The sequence below is a fragment of the Bacillus cereus group sp. BfR-BA-01331 genome, from assembly GCF_022663915.1.
GTDB classification, from domain to species: Bacteria; Bacillota; Bacilli; order Bacillales; family Bacillaceae_G; genus Bacillus_A; species Bacillus_A mycoides.
This window is the reverse complement of record NZ_JAKUGJ010000013.1, coordinates 13,675-32,548: the sequence shown is the minus strand read 5'-3', so window position 1 is coordinate 32,548 and position 18,874 is coordinate 13,675. Positions and strand designations below refer to the sequence as shown.

Below are 18,874 nucleotides of genomic sequence, written 5' to 3'. Positions count from 1 at the left end.
GGTGAGGAAAATAGCAATTGTAACAGGGGCAACTCGTCTGAATGGAATTGGTGCAGCTGTATGCAAGGTGCTTGCTCAAAAGGGGATAGACGTCTTTTTCACGTACTGGCCTCGGTATGATAAAGCGATGCCATGGGGAATGAATGATCAAGAGCCCTTTTTGTTGAAAAAGGAAATTGAAAGTTACGGCGTTCGATGTGAAATGGCAGAAATCAACTTATCGCAGTCTTATTCGCCTAATCGTGTATTGTTTATGGTATCAGAACGTTTAGGTGATCCATCTATTCTTATTAATAATGCGGCGTATTCTACTCCTACGAAAATTGAAGAGTTAGATGTAGAACAGCTAGATAAACATTATACGGTTAATGTTCGTGCTCCTATACTATTAAGTTCATTATTTATGAAACATTTTTCACTCAAAACAAGTGGTAGTATTATCAATCTTACTTCTGGGCAGTCATTAGGCCCGATGCCAGATGAACTGGCATATGTAGCGACAAAGGGAGCAATAGAAGCATTTACTAAGTCAGTTGCACCAGTAGCTATGGAGAAGGGGATTACAGTCAATGCTGTTGATCCAGGACCGACGAATACAGGATGGATTACAGAGGAATTACAGCATCATTTAGTATGGAAATTCCCGCAAGGTAGAGTTGGAGAATCGGTGGATGCGGCACGTTTAATTGCTTTTTTAGTAAGTGAAGAGGCGAAGTGGGTTACTGGGCAAGTCATTCATTCGAACGGTGGTTATTCATAAAAATGTTATGTTAACAAGTGTTGAGAAATAAAAAAATTAGTAATTATTTTGTTTTTTTTATAAATAAAATGTCAAGAAAGATAAAAAATTGATAGGAGAGTATGTTGTCATTTGTAGATTGTAAATCTTCATGTGACAACATACTCTTTTTCTTTTGCTACAGAGGAGGAAAATGTAGTAGAAAAAACTCGAATATTAAAATAAATTTATCATTTTTTGTACGTATTATTATGAAGATTACTGTCGGAAAGATGGTGATTCGTATGAAAAGGGATTTTTTAAGGGGAAATAGAATCGTAAAGAGGAGGATAAAGTGAAACTTTAATTAGTGAGGGGGTGTTTATCCCCCACTGATTATTAGCCTTCACCAATCGGGCGTTTACGGGCAGTTAATCTCGCACCTAACTTCCTTGCACTATCCGACTTCTGAGGTGGGAGTCTTACTGCCCGTTAATGCGGGATAAATTATATAAACATAGGGGGATTTATATGAAAATGAAAAAGGTCGCTATCGCATCAGTAGCAATTGGTACAATGCTTACAATGGCAGCTTGTAGTACCTCCACAGATAAAGATGCAGCAAAGAAGGATCAGGCAACTGCACAAAATGAAGAGCAATCGAAAACGACAAGTGCAGATGAAGCGTCAAAAACAACGAAAGATACTGAAAAAGACACAAATACTTCTTCGAATGAAAAAACAGATAAGGATGCAAAAAATACAAAGGAATCAACAGGAACAGAAAGTAACGGCAAAACAACTAAAGAAAAAGAAACGACAGGAAAAACGAATGATCAAACTACTAGCGGGAAAACAACAGATCAATCAACTAGCGAAAAAACGACAGACCAAACGACAAGTGGAAAGACAACGAAAGATCCGAAGAAAAGCGTAGCTGTGAAAACAAATGTAAAAGAAGTAGTTACATTAATTGAAAGCTTAGACAAGCAATTAGCTGCAAATCCTAAATTAGAAACAGTTAATAAACTTGGAAAACAAATTAATGAGAAGTGGGATGTCATTGAAAAAGAATTAGAAGCATCACATCCGACTGAATATAAAACAATTGGCCAAAGTATGTATCCGTTAATTGTAGGAGCGGAGAAAGAAAAGATAGATGTTAATAAGATGAAGTCATTAACGACGAAAACGAAAAAGGATTTAAATCAATTATTGACGAAGCTTTCATAGTTTCAAAAGCCTACTCGTGTGAGTAGGCCTTTTTAGTTTGTTGAGGTAGTATGTGAGGCTAAAGTTGTTTCAAAACAAATTAAACATGATGAAACGGTGAATGAAGATGGAAGGCAAAAATTAAATAGCGCCATTTCAAAGTTAGAGGTACTGATAAAAAACGCTATAAAATAGTTATTTAATTAAAAAGTAGTTAGCTGTTGCTAACTGCTTTGCTCCCTGAAGAGTCCTCGTTATGTAATTTAGATGAAGATATTAGCTATTAAAAATATAGCTCCTATCAAAATTAGAGATTCAAATAAAATCAAAAATTGGTTTTTCTTTGGCTTTTGAAATTCCTTTATTAAGTCAAATACTGCACTTATACCGAAAACAATATATAGACAGATTATTATGGTTTCTAACATTTTAAACACTCCTAATATATAGATATTTTAATCATACACCAAAAATAAAATTTATGTAAGATTTTAACAAAAACCTTATTTGAGGGTCATTTAAAAGGGATTAGGGATATAAAAAGGCTGTAGAGGATAAGCCAACTACAGCCTGAATATGAAAAATTTCATAAATTATCCACTTTAATTCAATATTCATAGTATGAAACATGAAGACAAAAATATATGCAGAGGTGAGGTGAATAAAGAATGTTTTTCAATTATTTTTACAATGAAACGCAAATGCGCCCTTTAGGAGGGCAGGGTCCTGCGCAAAGTACTATTCAAGCTGTTCATCATGCTATACAAGCACAGCAACAAGCATTACAAGCGCAACAAATGCAACAAATGCAACAAATGCAACAAATGCAACATAGTTATTATCCATCACAATCGTTTTATTCATTACATTCGTATTATCCATCACAATCGTATTACATGATGTAGATTGCACAGGATGGAATGTCTTTTTGATCGTTACCGTATGAAACTGTATATGTTTTATAGCGAACAATGACAAAACAGAAATAGTTCTTTGATGGGGAACAAAAACCTTTTTAACTTGATGGAGATAGGCTACAAAGACACAAATTTCATACCTAAATAACTCAAAAAAAGATTGCCTGTATCCTAAGAGGCAATCTTTTTTGAGTTGTTTGTAATGGCTAATTACAGGTTTTAAATACTATTTAGTGTTATTTCTACTTTCCAAAACCTGCTCCATATTATTGGTCGCCCATTCCATCATTAAAAGGATAATTGGACGTAGTGACTCACCGAGTTCGGTTAGCGAATATTCTACTTTAGGAGGCACTTCACGATATACCTCCCGATGTACGATGCCATCTGCTTCAAGTTCTCTAAGTTGAAGTGTTAACATTCTCTGGGTGATATTAGGTTTCAACCTTTTTAATTCATTAAATCGTTTTTTACCATCTAACAAATGATAAAGAATAACCCCTTTCCATTTCCCACCAATAACCTCGACGATAGCTTCTACGGGACAAGAATATTTATTTAAAAATGGATAATTTATATCATCTTCTTTTGAACTAATCATAAAAAGACTCTCCCTTAACAATAGTATCTTTTTTGATACTATAGCACATAAATGTGCGTACTTGTAACGTTGATACTTAAAAAATATAATTTAGTTGAGTAATAAATTAATGAAAAGAGGATTTTTTATGACTAACACAAAACAAAAAATTATAGAAGCTTTTAACTTTAGACATGCATGTAAAGAATTTGATCCTATGAAGAAAATTTCAGAAGATGATTTTAAATTTATTTTAGAAACAGGAAGATTATCTCCTTCTTCTTTTGGATATGAGCCTTGGAAATTTATTGTGGTACAAAATAAAGAATTAAGAGAAAAACTATTACCATATTCATGGGGAGCAGGTGGGCAACTTTCAACAGCAAGTCATTTTGTCATTGTTCTTTCAAGAAACATCAAAGATATGCACTATGATGCAGAGTATATTCAGCACATGATGAAAGATATTATTGGATTGCCTGAAGAAGCCCAACAAATGAGATATGAATTCTTCAAAAAATTCCAAGAATCGGATTTTAAATTGTTAGACTCCGAACGTGCTGTATTTGATTGGTCATCAAAGCAATCTTATATTGCTTTAGCTAATATGATGACTAGTGCAGCTCAAATCGGTATTGATTCTTGTCCAATGGAAGGATTCGATAAAGAAAAAGTAGATTCTTTACTTCGTCAAGAAGGAATTTTAAAAGATGATAATCTTGAGGTGTCAGTTATGGTTGCATTCGGATACCGTAAAGGAGAACCAAAATTTAATAAAACAAGACAAACTATGGATACTATTGTTGAATGGATTTAATAAGATAAATTTGTATCCATATAACGAAAAAAACGCTACCCTTTCTATAGAAAGGATAGCGTTTTTTTATGTCTGTTTTTAAATTTAGCGAGAATGCTTTGTGAATAGTTGAATTGCTTTTTCAGGGACATAGAATTTCCCGTTGCTTTCTACAACGATGCCTCCTAATTCATAATCTTTCCCACCAATATAGATAATGTTTTTATTAACAAACAATTTGGCCGCCGTATTATTGCGTTTTACTACAAGCACCGGGTTTCGTACATCTTTTTTGTCAATCGTTACAGTTGCACCAATTTGTTTAAAGGATGTTTCAGCATCTAAGAATAATTTCTTAGATAATTCTCCTAATTGAAAGCCCATTGCTTTGGCCATTATTTTCGCAACGTCTGTATTTTGGACTAAACCGTATGGCTTTTGAGGACCGTAAGAGTATAAGAATACATCTTCACCCGTATGACCACCAGTTGTAAAACCGATGTTCGCACGGTTGGCCAATAATTTAGTAAGGATTGGACCTACATCAGCTTTCTTATGTGCAGCGTTTAACTTTTCTCTTTCATCCTCAGTTAGGTCGTCTAAACCGTAAAGAGCAGCGACCTCTTTTATATTAGATAAATCATCTTTTAGTTTATTTGTAGCACCCTCAAGTGTCATTTTCGCCTTTTTCAGTGGAGCAATGTAAGCTGATACTGGTGTGGTATCATATCCTTTTGTAGTATTGCTGTTGCCAATGGAAATACCGCTATTACCATGATCCGCTAAAGCAATGACCATAGTGTCACCGTCTTTTTTCGCAAATTCTAATGCTTCTGTAACCGCATCATCAAACGCCAATATATCGCTAATCATCCCGATTGGGTCATTTGCATGTGCTGCCCAATCTGCCTTACTGCCTTCTACGAATAAGAAGAAACCATCTTTATCTTTTGATAATGTTTGAATGGCTTTTCTCGTCATCTGGGAAAGAGTTGGCTGATTAGGATTGGTTATTCTACGATCCATATCGAACGCAAGGGCAGTATTAGAGAAAGCACCCCAGATTTTATTTGATTTGGAGTTTAATAACGTATCTTTTGTTTCGACAAAGTCGTAGCCTTTGTCTTGAATCACTTTTACTAAATCTTCGTTGTCTTTACGAATTCCGTTGCTTGTCGTAGGCTGAAGTGCCGCCTTGCCACCACCTAATACAACTTCTATATTTTGATAAACTTGCTGTTCACCAAGCACTTCAAAATTCTTGCGGTTAGCATGGTGGGCAGAGAAACTAGCCGGAGTAGCATGTTGAATTTCTGATGTAGCAATGATTCCTGTCGCGCGGCCGGAACGTTTAGCGCCTTCTAAGACGTTGGCAACTGGACGAAACTTGCATTCTTCTTTAATGGGTTCTAAGCCAGGTGAGTTCACAACAGAAGGTAATACGCCCACGTAGCCTGAATTTGATTTATTTCCTGTCGCTAAAGCTGTGGCTGCTGGTGCAGAGTCCGTAATAGCTGATTCTGCCGAATACGTACGAACACCTCCGGATACAATTTGATCTAGTGCAAGAGGTGAACCTTTGTACCACCGAGCTAATGTTGTAGCGGAAGAACTTGTCCCATCTATAACCATGAAAATTACATTTTTAGGTTGCTTTCCTGCTTTTTTTACCTCAGCTTTTACCTCGTTATCGTTCATTATGCTTCCTGTTGCTAATGTAAATAGTGCTACCGTTCCCGCTAATGTTAGTCCCATTATTTTTTTTCGAAGAGTAGTCATTGTGGTTCCTCCATAGGTCGTTTTCGATATCCAAATCTAACGTTCGTATGTAAACAAGATTTATTATTAGTAGTACCCTATTGCAACGAAACTAACAATAACTATGGAGTCAAAAAGTTAAATTTAAGCTACTTACTCAGCAATCGCTTCTCCTCATATAAAACCTCTGTGCACCCTTAGTTGTACGGTCTTTCTTATAAAAAGAATCTTCTTTTTATTTTAGGGGAAACATTTAAAAAAGGATGGTGGGAACATGACAATTGATCGAGTTTGTACAATTGGGCCAGCGAGTAATAATGAAGAAACATTAGCGCAGTTAATAAACAATGGTATGAAAATTGTTCGGTTGAATTTATCACATGGAACGCATGAAAGTCATAAAGACATCATTCGTTTAGTGAAATCGTTAGACGATTCTATTAAAATTCTAGGGGATGTACAAGGTCCTAAAATAAGATTGGGTGAAATGAAAGAGGAACAAATTACACTTGAAGCAGGGGAGTTATTTATTTTACATACCCATCCAGTTGAAGGGAATAAAGAAGAAGCAAGTGTTGATTATGTGGGGATTGCGAATGACGTGAAAGTTGGAAGTAGAATTCTTATTAATGATGGAGAAGTTGAGTTAATCGTTGAAAAGGTAAGTACGGAAAAAATAGAAACGAGAATAAAAACCGGTGGAAATATTGCCTCTCATAAAGGGGTAAACTTACCAGGTGCAATTGTTAGTTTACCAGCTATTACGGAGAAAGATAAAAAAGATATTCAATTTCTTTTAGAAGAGGAAGTTGATTTTATTGCGTGTTCTTTCGTTCGAAAACCTAGTCATATAAAGGAAATACGAAGTTTTATACATGAACATAAAGAAACTTCCCCAAATTTAATTGCAAAAATAGAAACGATGGAAGCAATCGAGAATTTTCAAGACATATGCAAAGAAGCGGATGGCATTATGATCGCAAGGGGAGATTTAGGTGTGGAATTGCCGTATCAATTTATTCCACTGTTACAAAAAATGATGATTCGTGAGTGCAATCGAACGAATACATATGTCATTACAGCGACACAAATGCTTCAATCTATGGTAGATCATTCTATTCCTACAAGAGCTGAGGTGACAGATGTATTTCAAGCTGTATTGGACGGGACGAATGCTGTTATGCTTTCTGCTGAAAGTGCGTCAGGGGAGCATCCAATCGAAAGTGTGAAAACGTTACGTCTCGTTTCGGAATTCGCTGAGCATGTGAAAAAAGATGGGCCTTTTGCGATGAAAGATGTACTGGAATTGCTGCATAAGTCTCTTTAGTTTATATAGAAGGATTTATCTCTCATCCTAAAAACGTACGGAAAGGAATCAGGATAGGAGGTGCTATTTTAGTATTTACTTACAGATTGAAAGGGGGCATTTCAGCTGCCTATATGAAAGAATCATTATGGGACATGGAGGTCTTTCGGAAATCTAAAGAAGAATTTTAAATTAATTAATCCAATTATCTCATTTAAAATATGTTCATTCCTATTCATAAATGATATCCTTATAGTTGAATACTTTTGCTGAATCAGCAAGAATTTGTTGTTCTTTCTGTATGAATTCAACTTTTTTATGGAAAGATATGTTAGTAAGTGTGCAATTTGAACGTTTTATTTTTTAGAGTATGATAGGAGGAGAATGAATATGGAAGCAATTGAAGTAGGCGAAATTTTTAGTCTTACCGATGAGAATAATGAAGAACAGGAAGTTGAAGTGCTTGGAGCGATGGATGTCGAAGGTGCAGAATACATTGCGGTTGCCTTTGTAGAAGACATTCAAACAGAAACTGAGGAAGACATTGATATCTTCTTTTTAAAAATAGAAGAAGATAATGAATTCTCATACATAGAGAATGACGAGGAATTTGAAAAAGTATCTGCGGCGTTCGAGAAGATTATGGACGAGCAAGAACAAGAATAATAATAAAAAGAGTTAGACAAAAAGAGGGAGATGCATATTTGCCCTCTTTTTTTTATATGGTTGAAAAATATTTCTCTAATTTCTGTTTTAATCATAAAATTCTTTTGTGTTCACGGAAGCCGCATCTAATAGAAGGAAAATCGACGCTATAATATGTATAGCGATTTGTATATAGGGAAAGAAAGCAACTAGAATAGTGAGGATTCCTATATAATTAGCATAGGTTTTCATGCCTTCCTTTTTAGCTAATAAAATTGTAATGATATGTAAAGTAATTACTATAAGTAGTGGTATCCCGTATAAGTCAACTAGTCCTTGAAATAAATAACAAGGAATTAATAAAAGGTGGGAGATACCTGTAGTCCACTTCAATACTTTTACGACTGCCCTCAAAGTTAATTCCTCCTAAATAATATGTACGTATGAATATGTTACCAAATATAGTGGTGAATGGATATGTTTTTGTGATTCCTACTTATAGAATCTTATAATAATATTATGTAAACTGAATAGTTCTTTATTTGTGCACTAGAAAAACCACCCAAATGAGGGTGGCGCTTATTATATATAGTTATTAAATGTGTTATTTTCCAAGGAAGAGAGGGGAATCTTCACTTCAGTACCTTCCTTCATATTACGCAATACAACTGTTTCTGTAGATAGTTCCTCTTCACCAATTATTAGCACATACGGGATATTTTCTTTATTTGCATAATTAAGGGCACGTTTCAATTTACGTCCGGCTAGTTCAAGTTCGACTTTTAAGGAAGTAGTAGAACGCAATTGCTGGGCGATTTGTAAACATTGTAATTCTGTCCCGAGTGGAATGATAAAAAGATCTGCTGTAGATGATGTTGTTGCTTTCTGTGATAGAGCTGTATAAATGACATCTAATCCGAATGAAATACCGACTGTTGGATAGTTCATATTATCACCACGGAATGCTCCGATAATATTATCGTATCGACCACCGCTACCGATGCTAGATGTAATCGTGCCATCTTTTAGAAAGATTTCATACACAGTGCCTGTATACATTGTGAGTCCTCTTGCTAAAAACGGATTGAATATCGTATTTTCATTTATTCTGAGAGCGAGTAAGTATTGCTGTAGTTGTTGTAGTTCTTCTACTCCATCGGCGACAAGTGTATTATTGAAAGTGTCTTTAAAGTCGGCTATAGGGAGCTTTAGGCAAGATAAAACAGTATTACATATTGTATCGGCCATTTCTACAGTAATCCCGCGCTCCAATACATCTTTTCGTACGCCATCAATCCCAATCTTTTCGATTTTATCTAATGATAAAATTACGTCACTCGTTAGTTCAGTAGGGATGTTAATAGACTGGAGAATACCGTTTAACAATTTTCGGTTATTATATTGGATCGTTACTTCTAAGTTTAACGTTCGGAACAGCTCAAACGCCATGCTCATGAGTTCAGCTTCCGCCATGACTGATTCTACACCCACTATATCAACGTCACATTGAATGAACTCACGGAATCTTCCTTGTTTAATTGGCCCATCTCGAAATACTTTCCCAATTTCATAGCGTTTAAAGGGTAGGCGGATGTTCGGATTCATCGCCACGACTTTTGCGAATGGAATTGTTAAATCGTAACGTAAGGCACGATCGCGTTTTCCTTGATCCTTAAGTGTATATATTTCTTTTAAAATTTCATCACCACCACCGTACTTGTAAGACATAAGCTCATACATATTTAACGTTGGTGTCTCTAACGGTTTACAGCCATAACGTTCAAACGTATCTTCACAAGCTCTTTTAATTTTATTTCGTAGTACTTGTTCCTCTGGTAAATAGTCCTTTGTCCCTTTTACATTTTTCATTTCCACTATAATCACTCCTCTTTTAAATTAAAAAAAGCTATGCGGGTATAAAAATACCCACATAGCTTTATGAACGCTTCGTGGGTCAACAGGAATAGCCCTGTACCCACGAAGAAAAATTTTTCTTCGGATACACGGCGTTACGTATGATGATGAAGTTGGAAAGAAGTATTAAAAGTTCGCATTACAAATCTCTCCTTAACATAAGTTTTTCCAAATTATATCAGATGAATTTGGAAATATCAATATTTTCAGTTTTGAAGAATACGTGAAGTTATGTAGGAGAAATTGAAAAGAGTGTATAATAAAAGAAAACTTAATAATATGAAATAACTTTTTAAGGAGAACACTATGAAAAAAGATAAAACAAATGCGATGCGAATATTAGATAAAGAAAAAATTGAATATTCGATGATGTCATATGATCCGGACGATGGGAAAATTGATGGCGTATCAGTTGCTGGGAAAATTGGTAGAGAAGTGAGAGAAGTATATAAAACACTTGTCGCTCAAGGGAATAGTAAGGATTATCATGTGTTCATTATCCCAGTAGATGAGGAACTAAATTTAAAAGCAGCCGCAAAGGCGGTCGGTGAAAAGAAGATAGAAATGATTCCTGTTAAAGATATTACGAAAGTTTCAGGGTATATTCGCGGCGGTTGTTCACCAGTAGGAATGAAGAAGTTATTTTCTACATGTATTGATGCGAGTGCTCAATCGCTTGAAACGATCATTGTAAGCGGCGGGAAAATTGGCGTGCAAATTGAGCTAAAAGTTGATGACTTGGCGAAAGTGACGAGAGCGCAGTTTGGTGAAATAACGAAATAAGTATACATAGGAAAAGAAGTTCTAATTTTATTAAATTTAGATAAAGATTTATAGGATAATTAGTCGATTATGAGGGCGGATTATCCTTTTTTATTTACATAATGAATGAAACGAAAAGAGATTGAATTTTCAGTTTAATCAGTATAATATGGATGTGTAATTATAATCATTTGTTTGGCTTTAGGAGGAGTACAATGCCTCGTTGCAAGGACTTTAAATAAACAAGCAGAGTTACTCTTAAAGATAGACAAAGGACGGGAGAGTGTTTTAATGAGGGTTTAAGAAATACCCATAAGAAAGCACATATTGGGGGATGCCAGTATTTTGGAAAAACCCCCACGCTAAGAACATGCAAGATTTTATAAAGTTTTTTGGCTAATCTAGTAACAAACAAGAGCCCTAAAACCATGCCAGGATAGGAATGTATAAAAAAATGTATAGATTCATAGAACTAAAAAAGAAGGTTCCCTTGTGAGAGCAGGGTTCTCCTTTTTCCTTGCTACCGATAATGAGACGTCATGTTAACCGAGTATGTATACAATATTCAACCGAAAACAAACAACATATCAACTCTCTCAAATGGTAAAATAGGGAAAAGGACATTCTAAATAATACCTTTAGAAACCACTATTTATCACATAGGGGTTTCCGAAAAAAAGTAAAGTAAAGGGGGAGGCATAAGTGAAATATATTAATGGATTGTACATATCACTTATATTGATGATGTTCATTAATTTACTTAATATTACAATGTTTGATAATAAATACTCAGGGATAACAATGTATATCTCTTCCGTTATATTCACAATTGGAAGCGCATTTTTCATAAATGTAAAAAGACTTAAAATCAGTGAGAAAAGATAAAACCTCTTGCAACTCAAAATCACTTAAGTCCTCCAGTTAAACAATCTGAAGGACTTTTAATAGTTTTCTAAATACATTGAGTCCCGATAATAGGATGTTATGTTAACTAGAGATGTATGGAATATACATGTCACTTTTTATATCTACAACATGATACACTGGGGAAAAAGAGAAAGAAGTGATTGGATTGAAGATTAAAACATATATGTTAAACGCCTTCACTAAAAATACAAAAGGTGGGAATCCAGCTGGGGTTGTTTTAGACACAAAGGATCTTACAACAAAAGATATGCAAGCTATTGCAAACAAACTAAATTTCTCCGAAACTGCATTTGTACTTCCTTCTGTAAATTCTGATTACGAAATTAAATATTTTACACCAAATGAAGAAGTTGCCATATGTGGACATGCTACAATTGCCACTTTTTCCTTATTAGCCCAAATGAAAGAAATAAATTCAAAAGTGTATACAATAAAGACTAAAGCGGGGATGCTTAACGTAAAAATTGACGAAAATAAAATGATATCTTTACAACAAAATCTCCCTGATTTCCTTACAACACTTCCTTGTAAAGAAATTATTGAATCTTTAAATCTAGATGAAAAACAACTAATACCTGATATGCCTATTCAAATCGTATCTACAGGTTTACATGATATTATTATACCTGTCAGAAAACTTTCAGACCTGTTAAAGATTATTCCTGATATGAAGAGGATTGCTGAAATAAGTAAGAAATATAATGTAATTGGTTATCATGTATTTACACTGGAAACACTATATAATTCTACAGCTCATTGCAGAAACTTTGCACCTTTGTTTAATGTTCCAGAAGAAAGTGCCACTGGTACATCAAATGCAGCACTAGCATGTTATTTAATAAAACAAAATAAAAATTTTAAAAAACATAATACCTTCACTTTTGAGCAAGGATATGTAATGGATCAGCCTTCAGAGATTATTGTAAATGTATCAACTGATTTTAATAATATTATAGATGTTCACGTAGGAGGCTTTACTTCTAATTTTCAAGAAAAATATATTATTATTTAAGAAAAATAACTTCCACTTTCGAAAATTATGTAAATGAGCTGTCCATATGGACAGCTCATTGTATTTTTGCTTAGCGTGTTTTTTTTGATGCATGTTGATCGTTTTTATCGTTTTGGGGTAACTCGTCCTTGTTAGCTTGATGGATATGGGGTATTTGCATTTCTTATCTTGATGGCAATGTGAAACTATCCCTAATATAAAAATACTTTGTCTTTACAAATAATACTCAAACATTTTTGCAACCTTTTCTTTCATTTTTTCTTTTATAGATAATTGATTGACGTCAGAGGATGTTACTTGCTTTGAATTTTGTAAGTCTGCATTAATCACTGGTTTTATTCTCGAAATATAGTTAGGGTCATGAATATAACAGTTCATTTCTTCATTGTTCACTCAAAAAATTAAAGGTGAATGACTTTTATAAAAGTACTACTCATTCTACAATCAAACATTTCAATAATTACATAGAACAAGATCATCGCTATGTAAAGCGCCGGTTTGCTAAATCCTCAGGATTCTAACACTTTGAATAAATCTGTCCTTATAGGTCAAAATATGTAAGGTATTGTGCTGGAATGCACTTGCCTATTCTAAATAAGGAGTGAGATGAGTGGCTGATAAAAACGAACGTAACCGTGTTGATAATGATGCTGGTGAAGCGGTAGGAACTGGTGTCGGTGCTGTTGCAGGAGCTGCTTTGGGTTCTGTTCTTGGTCCACTTGGTACCGTTGCAGGAGCTGTTGCAGGAGGAGCGATGGGTAACAAAGTCGGCGAAGGTGCCGATGAGGCTAATGACAGTGTTGCGAACCGAGAAGATTAGACTTTAACCAAAGTGACACTGAATGAATTGGATTCCCAAAAAGGGAGTCCTTTTTTTTATTAAGTTAATCCAGATTTTTCGAGTAAATTACCGGTGAGATTTTGAATCAATTCACTTAAAGTAACGGGTGCGTTAGCTCAACAATCTATAAGCAGCAATCATATTCATTTTCTTGATTTTCCGCAATCGGGCGCCTGAATAAACCTTAGATTGTTATATTTTTGAGTACAGTGAAGTATCTTATATTGGAAATTAAACAACTATATTTTAACCCCGTCCTAAATTTAGAACGGGGTTATGCTTGTTTTAGCTTTTAAAATTTAATAGCACCACCTAAATGGAAGTTTTATCTCGCAACGAAGAGGTAACTCCAGTTCTAAAAGAAGGGCCTGAAGTATTTTGGAGTTTGTAGAGTTGATAGCTGCTTTAAAATATGTTTCACCAAGTCGTGATAAACCTTTTAAAGCTTATAAGCATATTACTGAAAATTGGGATGATAACTGGGATAGTGTAAATTCACAGTAGAAAAGTATAATTGGAGGATTATCAATTTCTAGTGTCCAAGGTGAAGCATTCAAGGCAGTTGCTAGTACCATAGAATGTTTCTTTAAGGAACAGGAATGACTTAATAGTCATTCCTGTTTGTTTTTTTGCGGTATCAAGTTAAGAAGCACATTCTTCCCCAAAAATCATAAAAATGAACTTCGGTGCTATAAAAAAATTCCATTTAGGGGGTACTTTAAAATCTTAGCTTGATGGGCATGTGGCGGTACCCCATCACCATCAAGCTAAGAAAAGCAAATACCCCCAAAACGAAAAAATAAGCTTTTTATTACAAGTTAGCACAAAATCTCATTGTGGGTAGTTGTATTTTTTTTACCTGATAGCAATGTGACGGTACCCCTGTAAGAAGTTCCATTACGGCCTTTTCAAACTCCTCAACGGTAATAGAATAGGCTAAAGATCATCCGTTTTTTCACGGACTTCCCTTATCATAGGAAATACAAAACTATCAAGGACTTTAAAATAACGATGCTCTAAATGATGTTAGATTTTAGCCAATTCTATAATAGAGCTCCAAGTTTATAAGTTTAGTGTTTACAAAAATATGATTTAATTCAATTTTGAATTAAATCATATTTTTGTAAATGCCCCGTTGAAAGTTTACCTATACCGATATAAGGGTTTACATTTCTGAAAATTAAATCTATTATTAAGGGTGGAAAATTAAGTAAGAAGGATGTGGTTATGTGTCGAAGAAAATCATTCTATCAGGCTGGGAGCTAATTATTCATCTATTGTTGTCGTTTGTCGGTATACTAGCGGTTGGCTCTCTACCAATTCTATTCAAAGGGCTTTCAATAGATATTCCAGGGTATTTTAGTAGTATTTATAAAATTTGCGAGAAGATAATACTACATGCTTCATCTATGCAGTATGGTATGAAGATTAAAAAGGATTTGTTCCCACAAATATTTTTTCACTATAAAGAGACGATGGTTATACTCTCAATTTCACTGATTGTTTCATTAATAGTGTCATTTATACTAGTACACGTAATCTTAAGGGTTAACGAAAAATGGCAGAATAGGATTAAAGAATTCATGTTATTTCTTCAATCTTTACCTGACATATTGTTTATTGTTGGTTCCCAATTGTTGGTGGTATGGATATTCCAGAAAACTGGTGTCATGGCAGCACAAGTAGCAGGAATTGGAGACCAGAAGGTGCGACTCTTACCGATTATCTGTTTTTGTATACCTACCGTTATCATGTTTGTTAAGTTCTTACTTCTAAGATTTGAGGATGAGTTGAGAAAGGATTATGTGTTGTTCGCTGCTTCAAAGGGTATGGATCGTCTTCATATTTTAAACCACCATGTACTAAGAAACGTTCTATTAAGTACTTTGTTCTTTGTAAAAGCTAATATATGGTTTATGCTCTCTAACTTATACATAATAGAATCGATTTTCAATACTCTCGGATTCTTTGTTTTTATTAAAGAATACCAAAGTGTTGAGGTATTCACGGTTGGATTAATATTAATTTACTTACCTATATTCTTATTTTTTAAATGTTTCCATTGGTTGGTACCTACTGCGATGAAGGAGAAAATATAATATGTGGAATTATTTAAAACGTGATAAACGGTTCTGGTTAGGTGGTTTATTTTTAACAATATTAATGGTCCTAAGTATAGGAAATACTGTTTTTAATGACGGAAATATACATAAAGTAATCCTTCAATATGATAAAACTGGTTATCCTGAAGTGCCTCCATTTCCACCTTCAATGCAATTTTTATTTGGTACCGACAGAGCGGGGTACGACTTACTCAATCTGATAATTGAAGGGGCAAAATGGACTATTGGGTTTGCAATCGTAGTAGCCATATTACGCATGGTGTTAGGCGTTATAATCGGTTTTTTACTTGGTGCATATGTTAAAAGAGGGTTTAAAAAAATTGAAGCATTTTTTGATAGTTTTACAATCGTACCAATGGTTATGATTTGTTATTTCATATTATCAGAAGTACTTATTTATGCTAATGGGACGATACCGGCTCCATTTTACCAAAGACTTCTATTCCAATTGGCTGTGATTGTTCTTTTAAGTGTTCCCACTCTATCATTATATGTTGCAAATGAAGTAAGGAAATTGCAAACTGAAGAGTTTGTTGAAGCTGCAAAGATCCTCGGTGGCGGAAAATTATACATTGTTGTTAAGCACATTCTTCCTCACCTGGTTCCAACGTTTATAATAATGCTTATGCAACAATTCGTACAAACACTAACATTGTTGCTTCATTTAGGTTTAATAAATTTGTTTTTTGGTGGAACAGTTCTTTATGGTGATGAGGCTGATTCTGTAACACATGAGTGGACTGGTTTAATTGGGATGTACTATCCTTCTCTATCTGCTGATACTTGGATTCCAATGGTTCCGATAATCTTCTTTAGTTTGACTGTTCTAGCTGCGAATAAAATAACTGATAGTATTCAAGATTCTTTAGAAAGAAACAGAACTGCCAGTATCTCTGTTAAAAATACTAATAAGAGTGTTTTGCAGGTACCTGAAAATGAATTGTTTACATTCAAACATCAAGCATAAACACAGCTTTAATTCTCACTTACAGGGGGTATCATCATATCGCTACCAAGTTAATAAAAAGAAATGCCCCCTAAAATGAAAAAATACGCTATTCTTTCTGTAGAATCATAGGAAAGGATGGCGTTTTTTATGTCTGTTTCTGTGTCTGACGAACTACAACTATTTGCTCAAGAGATTCAAAGTTTTTTATCTCCAAATATCTTACGAGATCTTGCTAGAGATGTTGGTTTTGTACAACGAACCAGTAAGTATCAAGCAAAAGATTTGGTAGCTTTATGTGTATGGGTGAGCCAAAATGTAGCTATGACTTCTTTAACTCAGTTATCTAGCTGTTTAGAAGCATCAACAGCAGTACTCATCAGTCCTGAGGGACTGAATCAACGATTTAATAAGGCGGCCGTCCAACTTTTACAACACCTACTAGCCGAACTACTAAGCAAAAAATTGGCCGCATCTATGCCGATTTCTTCTCCATACACTTCTGTTTTCAAGCGTATTCGTATTTTAGATTCAACTGCATTTCAACTCCCGGATGTATTTTCATCGGTTTATCCAGGTGCAGGAGGCTGCAGCCATACAGCTGGGATAAAAATTCAACTTGAGTATGATTTGTTAAGTGGACAGTTCCTTCATATTCATACAGGTCCAGGTAAACAACATGATCGCACTTACGGCTCTCTGTGTGCCCCAAGTGTGACAGCGAATGATTTATGTATCCGAGATTTAGGTTGTTTTCATTTAAAAGACCTTCAATATAGACAAGATAAAGAGGCCTACTATATCTCTCGTATCAAGTCGAATACACGTATGTATCAAAAAAATCCTAACCCTGATTATTTTCAAGATGGAAGAATTAAGAAAGGTACAGAGTATATACAGTTAGATATGGAGACGTTAATGAACTCCCTTCAACCAGGACAAACATGTGAAATAGCTGATGCTTATGTAGGAATGATTGATAAAGTGCCAGCCCGTGTAATTGTTCATCGATTAACAAAACAACAGCAACAAAAACGATTACAAGATCAAACTGTAAGAGAAAAAAAGAAAGGAATGAAGTATTCTCCTCGTAGTAAACGACTCAGTGGTATCAATGTATATATGACAAACACCCCTACAGATATTGTCCCGATGGGACAGGTACATGACTGGTATTCTTTGCGTTGGCAAATCGAAATTTTATTTAAAACGTGGAAGTCATTCTTTCAAATTCATCATTGTAAAAAGATAAAACCAGAACGATTGGAATGCCATTTATATGGTCAATTGATTGCCATTCTACTCTGTTCTTCTATCATGTTTCAAATGCGCCAAGTGCTCTTCATAAAGAAAAAACGAGAGCTTAGTGAGTATAAAGCCATATATATGATTAAAGACTATTTTCTTCTCCTATTCCAAACTATACAAAAAAACACCCAAGAGCTATCAAAGGTGTTACTTCGCCTGTTCAATCTCCTACAGCAAAACGGGCGGAAATCTCATCGATATGAGAAAAAAACGGTCTTTGATATATTAGGTGTCGTTTACAATTGTACCATGTCTGATAATCAAGCCGCTTAATTCAAAAAAGTGAAACCCGTTAGGGTTTCTTTCGTATGCAAATCTTTCAATCACCTACACTTGCTCTTTAGAAAAAGAAAAAATCTCGCCTAAAATTGACTTTGCATAAGCTTAGCTTGATAGCGATGTGGCGGTACCCCTTATTAAAATTAAAGTGGTTCAAGTTGGAGGAAGGCACCCTAGGCTGTCTTTTCTTTATTTTCAAAAGGACCTGCTCAATTCATGCGTAAAATCATAAAGTAATTTGAATCCGTTAAAATACATGAGTGACCCTATGTTTTACCCTCCAATCTAAAGGAGGAACTATTATGGGTTTTGGTGGTAGTTGTGGCGGAGGCTGCGGCTTTGCTGGAGGATTTGCATTACTAGTTGTATTGTTTATTTTATTAATCATCGTTGGAGCGGCTTGCTTCTGCTAAAAAACTATTAGAAAAGCCTACCTATTTCCGTAGGTGGGCTTTATCTTTATTACACAATACCAAAGTATACTCTCTTTTTCTCGTAAGCTTAATGCAATTATACATATTTGGTAAAATTACACTAAATAAATATTACATGTAGTAAAGTATAACTTGTGGACACGTTCTATAAAGCAGATTCTCCGATTAGAAGGCGTAACACATCTCAACCATATAGATGTGGGTTGCTTTAATCTAGCCAAACAAACGATCTCGATTCTCTTGTATTTGTACACTAATAATCTGGTAAAAATAAATAATTCTGTTTTATAGGACGTGTTTACTTAATGTCTAATACATATTATTAAAAGTAAAGTGGTTCAAATCGGAGGAAGGCACCTTAGGGTGTCTTTTCTTTATGGGAATTTCTTGAATTAC

General features: G+C 34.7%; 18 protein-coding genes and 3 pseudogenes. 16 read left to right on the top strand and 5 right to left on the bottom strand.

All coding sequences use genetic code 11. The annotated features are described in order from the left end of the window. Position 1: 1 nt before the first annotated feature. From MR155_RS20720 to MR155_RS20710, 3 genes are all read left to right on the top strand, one after another. Positions 2 to 760, top strand: a complete 759-nt coding sequence (locus tag MR155_RS20720) for an SDR family oxidoreductase (protein ID WP_242310970.1) — start codon at positions 2 to 4, stop codon at positions 758 to 760. A 489-nt stretch (positions 761 to 1,249) separates the two neighbouring features. Next, complete coding sequence (locus MR155_RS20715; protein ID WP_242310969.1) at positions 1,250 to 1,951, top strand: hypothetical protein; 702 nt, start codon at positions 1,250 to 1,252, stop codon at positions 1,949 to 1,951. A 647-nt stretch (positions 1,952 to 2,598) separates the two neighbouring features. Continuing rightward, on the top strand, positions 2,599 to 2,835 hold the full coding sequence (locus MR155_RS20710) for a hypothetical protein (RefSeq protein WP_242310968.1): 237 nt from the start codon (positions 2,599 to 2,601) through the stop codon (positions 2,833 to 2,835). 238 nt (positions 2,836 to 3,073) lie between these two features. Here MR155_RS20710 and MR155_RS20705 read toward each other — a convergent pair whose 3' ends face one another. Beyond that, positions 3,074 to 3,448, bottom strand: a complete 375-nt coding sequence (locus MR155_RS20705; protein ID WP_000625800.1) for a winged helix-turn-helix transcriptional regulator — start codon at positions 3,446 to 3,448, stop codon at positions 3,074 to 3,076. A 109-nt stretch (positions 3,449 to 3,557) separates the two neighbouring features. Between MR155_RS20705 and MR155_RS20700 the strand changes: the two genes are divergently transcribed. Then, the gene (locus tag MR155_RS20700; protein ID WP_372585446.1) at positions 3,558 to 4,244 is read left to right on the top strand and encodes an NAD(P)H-dependent oxidoreductase; all 687 of its coding nucleotides are present in this window, start codon (positions 3,558 to 3,560) and stop codon (positions 4,242 to 4,244) included. 84 nt (positions 4,245 to 4,328) lie between these two features. Here the strand turns inward: MR155_RS20700 and MR155_RS20695 are convergent, their stop codons facing one another. Beyond that, a complete protein-coding gene (locus MR155_RS20695) occupies positions 4,329 to 6,002 on the bottom strand; it encodes an alkaline phosphatase (protein WP_242310967.1) in 1,674 nt (557 codons plus the stop codon). 253 nt (positions 6,003 to 6,255) lie between these two features. On the opposite strand from MR155_RS20695, the gene MR155_RS20690 reads away from it, so the two are divergent. Together MR155_RS20690 and MR155_RS20685 are read left to right on the top strand one after the other, a co-directional pair. After that, on the top strand, positions 6,256 to 7,308 hold the full coding sequence (locus MR155_RS20690) for a pyruvate kinase (protein ID WP_219303152.1): 1,053 nt from the start codon (positions 6,256 to 6,258) through the stop codon (positions 7,306 to 7,308). A gap of 363 nt (positions 7,309 to 7,671) precedes the next feature. After that, on the top strand, positions 7,672 to 7,953 hold the full coding sequence (locus MR155_RS20685) for a DUF1292 domain-containing protein (protein WP_003190466.1): 282 nt from the start codon (positions 7,672 to 7,674) through the stop codon (positions 7,951 to 7,953). Between the two features lie 87 nt (positions 7,954 to 8,040). Here MR155_RS20685 and MR155_RS20680 read toward each other — a convergent pair whose 3' ends face one another. Both MR155_RS20680 and MR155_RS20675 read right to left on the bottom strand, forming a co-directional pair. Then, the gene (locus MR155_RS20680) at positions 8,041 to 8,346 is read right to left on the bottom strand and encodes a hypothetical protein (protein WP_219303151.1); all 306 of its coding nucleotides are present in this window, start codon (positions 8,344 to 8,346) and stop codon (positions 8,041 to 8,043) included. A gap of 168 nt (positions 8,347 to 8,514) precedes the next feature. Next, complete coding sequence (locus MR155_RS20675; protein WP_396027175.1) at positions 8,515 to 9,810, bottom strand: histidine--tRNA ligase; 1,296 nt, start codon at positions 9,808 to 9,810, stop codon at positions 8,515 to 8,517. Between the two features lie 342 nt (positions 9,811 to 10,152). On the opposite strand from MR155_RS20675, the gene ybaK reads away from it, so the two are divergent. The 3 genes from ybaK (at position 10,153) to MR155_RS20660 (ending at position 12,547) form a co-directional block, all read left to right on the top strand. Continuing rightward, complete coding sequence (gene ybaK, locus MR155_RS20670) at positions 10,153 to 10,629, top strand: Cys-tRNA(Pro) deacylase (protein ID WP_002142510.1); 477 nt, start codon at positions 10,153 to 10,155, stop codon at positions 10,627 to 10,629. Between the two features lie 681 nt (positions 10,630 to 11,310). Beyond that, a complete protein-coding gene (locus MR155_RS32065; protein ID WP_219303149.1) occupies positions 11,311 to 11,493 on the top strand; it encodes a hypothetical protein in 183 nt (60 codons plus the stop codon). A 187-nt stretch (positions 11,494 to 11,680) separates the two neighbouring features. Then, entirely contained in the window at positions 11,681 to 12,547 is an 867-nt protein-coding gene (locus MR155_RS20660) for a PhzF family phenazine biosynthesis protein (RefSeq protein ID WP_242310965.1), read from the top strand. A 213-nt stretch (positions 12,548 to 12,760) separates the two neighbouring features. On the opposite strand, the pseudogene MR155_RS20655 reads toward MR155_RS20660, so the two are convergent. Continuing rightward, a pseudogene (locus MR155_RS20655) lies at positions 12,761 to 12,934 on the bottom strand (cardiolipin synthase); the annotation flags it as partial. Here MR155_RS20655 and MR155_RS20650 point away from each other — a divergent pair. From MR155_RS20650 to MR155_RS20625, 7 genes and pseudogenes are all read left to right on the top strand, one after another. Beyond that, positions 12,928 to 13,065: pseudogene (locus MR155_RS20650) on the top strand (IS6 family transposase); the annotation flags it as partial. The pseudogenes MR155_RS20655 and MR155_RS20650 sit on opposite strands and share 7 nt — an antisense overlap. A 92-nt stretch (positions 13,066 to 13,157) precedes the next feature. Further along, positions 13,158 to 13,367, top strand: a complete 210-nt coding sequence (locus MR155_RS20645; protein WP_000764044.1) for a glycine zipper domain-containing protein — start codon at positions 13,158 to 13,160, stop codon at positions 13,365 to 13,367. 414 nt (positions 13,368 to 13,781) lie between these two features. Further along, positions 13,782 to 13,991 (top strand): annotated as a pseudogene (locus MR155_RS32060) (hypothetical protein). Positions 13,992 to 14,617: 626 nt separating this feature from the next. Further along, a complete protein-coding gene (locus MR155_RS20640) occupies positions 14,618 to 15,487 on the top strand; it encodes an ABC transporter permease subunit (RefSeq protein ID WP_063225630.1) in 870 nt (289 codons plus the stop codon). A gap of 1 nt (position 15,488) precedes the next feature. Further along, positions 15,489 to 16,478, top strand: a complete 990-nt coding sequence (locus MR155_RS20635; protein WP_113735397.1) for an ABC transporter permease — start codon at positions 15,489 to 15,491, stop codon at positions 16,476 to 16,478. A 129-nt stretch (positions 16,479 to 16,607) separates the two neighbouring features. Beyond that, the gene (locus tag MR155_RS20630; protein ID WP_242310964.1) at positions 16,608 to 18,038 is read left to right on the top strand and encodes an IS4 family transposase; all 1,431 of its coding nucleotides are present in this window, start codon (positions 16,608 to 16,610) and stop codon (positions 18,036 to 18,038) included. A 308-nt stretch (positions 18,039 to 18,346) separates the two neighbouring features. After that, positions 18,347 to 18,457: a YjcZ family sporulation protein gene (locus MR155_RS20625; protein WP_000505679.1), complete on the top strand. Its 111-nt coding sequence runs from the start codon at positions 18,347 to 18,349 to the stop codon at positions 18,455 to 18,457. Positions 18,458 to 18,874: the final 417 nt, after the last annotated feature.

Bases quoted from the DNA above. Each gene is read 5' to 3' on its own strand.
- MR155_RS20715 (WP_242310969.1), top strand. From the start codon at position 1,250: ATGAAAATGAAAAAGGTCGCTATCGCATCAGTAGCAATTGGTACAATG.
- MR155_RS20710 (WP_242310968.1), top strand. From the start codon at position 2,599: ATGTTTTTCAATTATTTTTACAATGAAACGCAAATGCGCCCTTTAGGA.
- MR155_RS20705 (WP_000625800.1), bottom strand. From the start codon at position 3,448: ATGATTAGTTCAAAAGAAGATGATATAAATTATCCATTTTTAAATAAA.
- MR155_RS20700 (WP_372585446.1), top strand. From the start codon at position 3,558: ATGAAAAGAGGATTTTTTATGACTAACACAAAACAAAAAATTATAGAA.
- MR155_RS20695 (WP_242310967.1), bottom strand. From the start codon at position 6,002: ATGACTACTCTTCGAAAAAAAATAATGGGACTAACATTAGCGGGAACG.
- MR155_RS20690 (WP_219303152.1), top strand. From the start codon at position 6,256: ATGACAATTGATCGAGTTTGTACAATTGGGCCAGCGAGTAATAATGAA.
- MR155_RS20685 (WP_003190466.1), top strand. From the start codon at position 7,672: ATGAATATGGAAGCAATTGAAGTAGGCGAAATTTTTAGTCTTACCGAT.
- ybaK (WP_002142510.1), top strand. From the start codon at position 10,153: ATGAAAAAAGATAAAACAAATGCGATGCGAATATTAGATAAAGAAAAA.
- MR155_RS20635 (WP_113735397.1), top strand. From the start codon at position 15,489: ATGTGGAATTATTTAAAACGTGATAAACGGTTCTGGTTAGGTGGTTTA.
- MR155_RS20630 (WP_242310964.1), top strand. From the start codon at position 16,608: ATGTCTGTTTCTGTGTCTGACGAACTACAACTATTTGCTCAAGAGATT.
- MR155_RS20625 (WP_000505679.1), top strand. From the start codon at position 18,347: ATGGGTTTTGGTGGTAGTTGTGGCGGAGGCTGCGGCTTTGCTGGAGGA.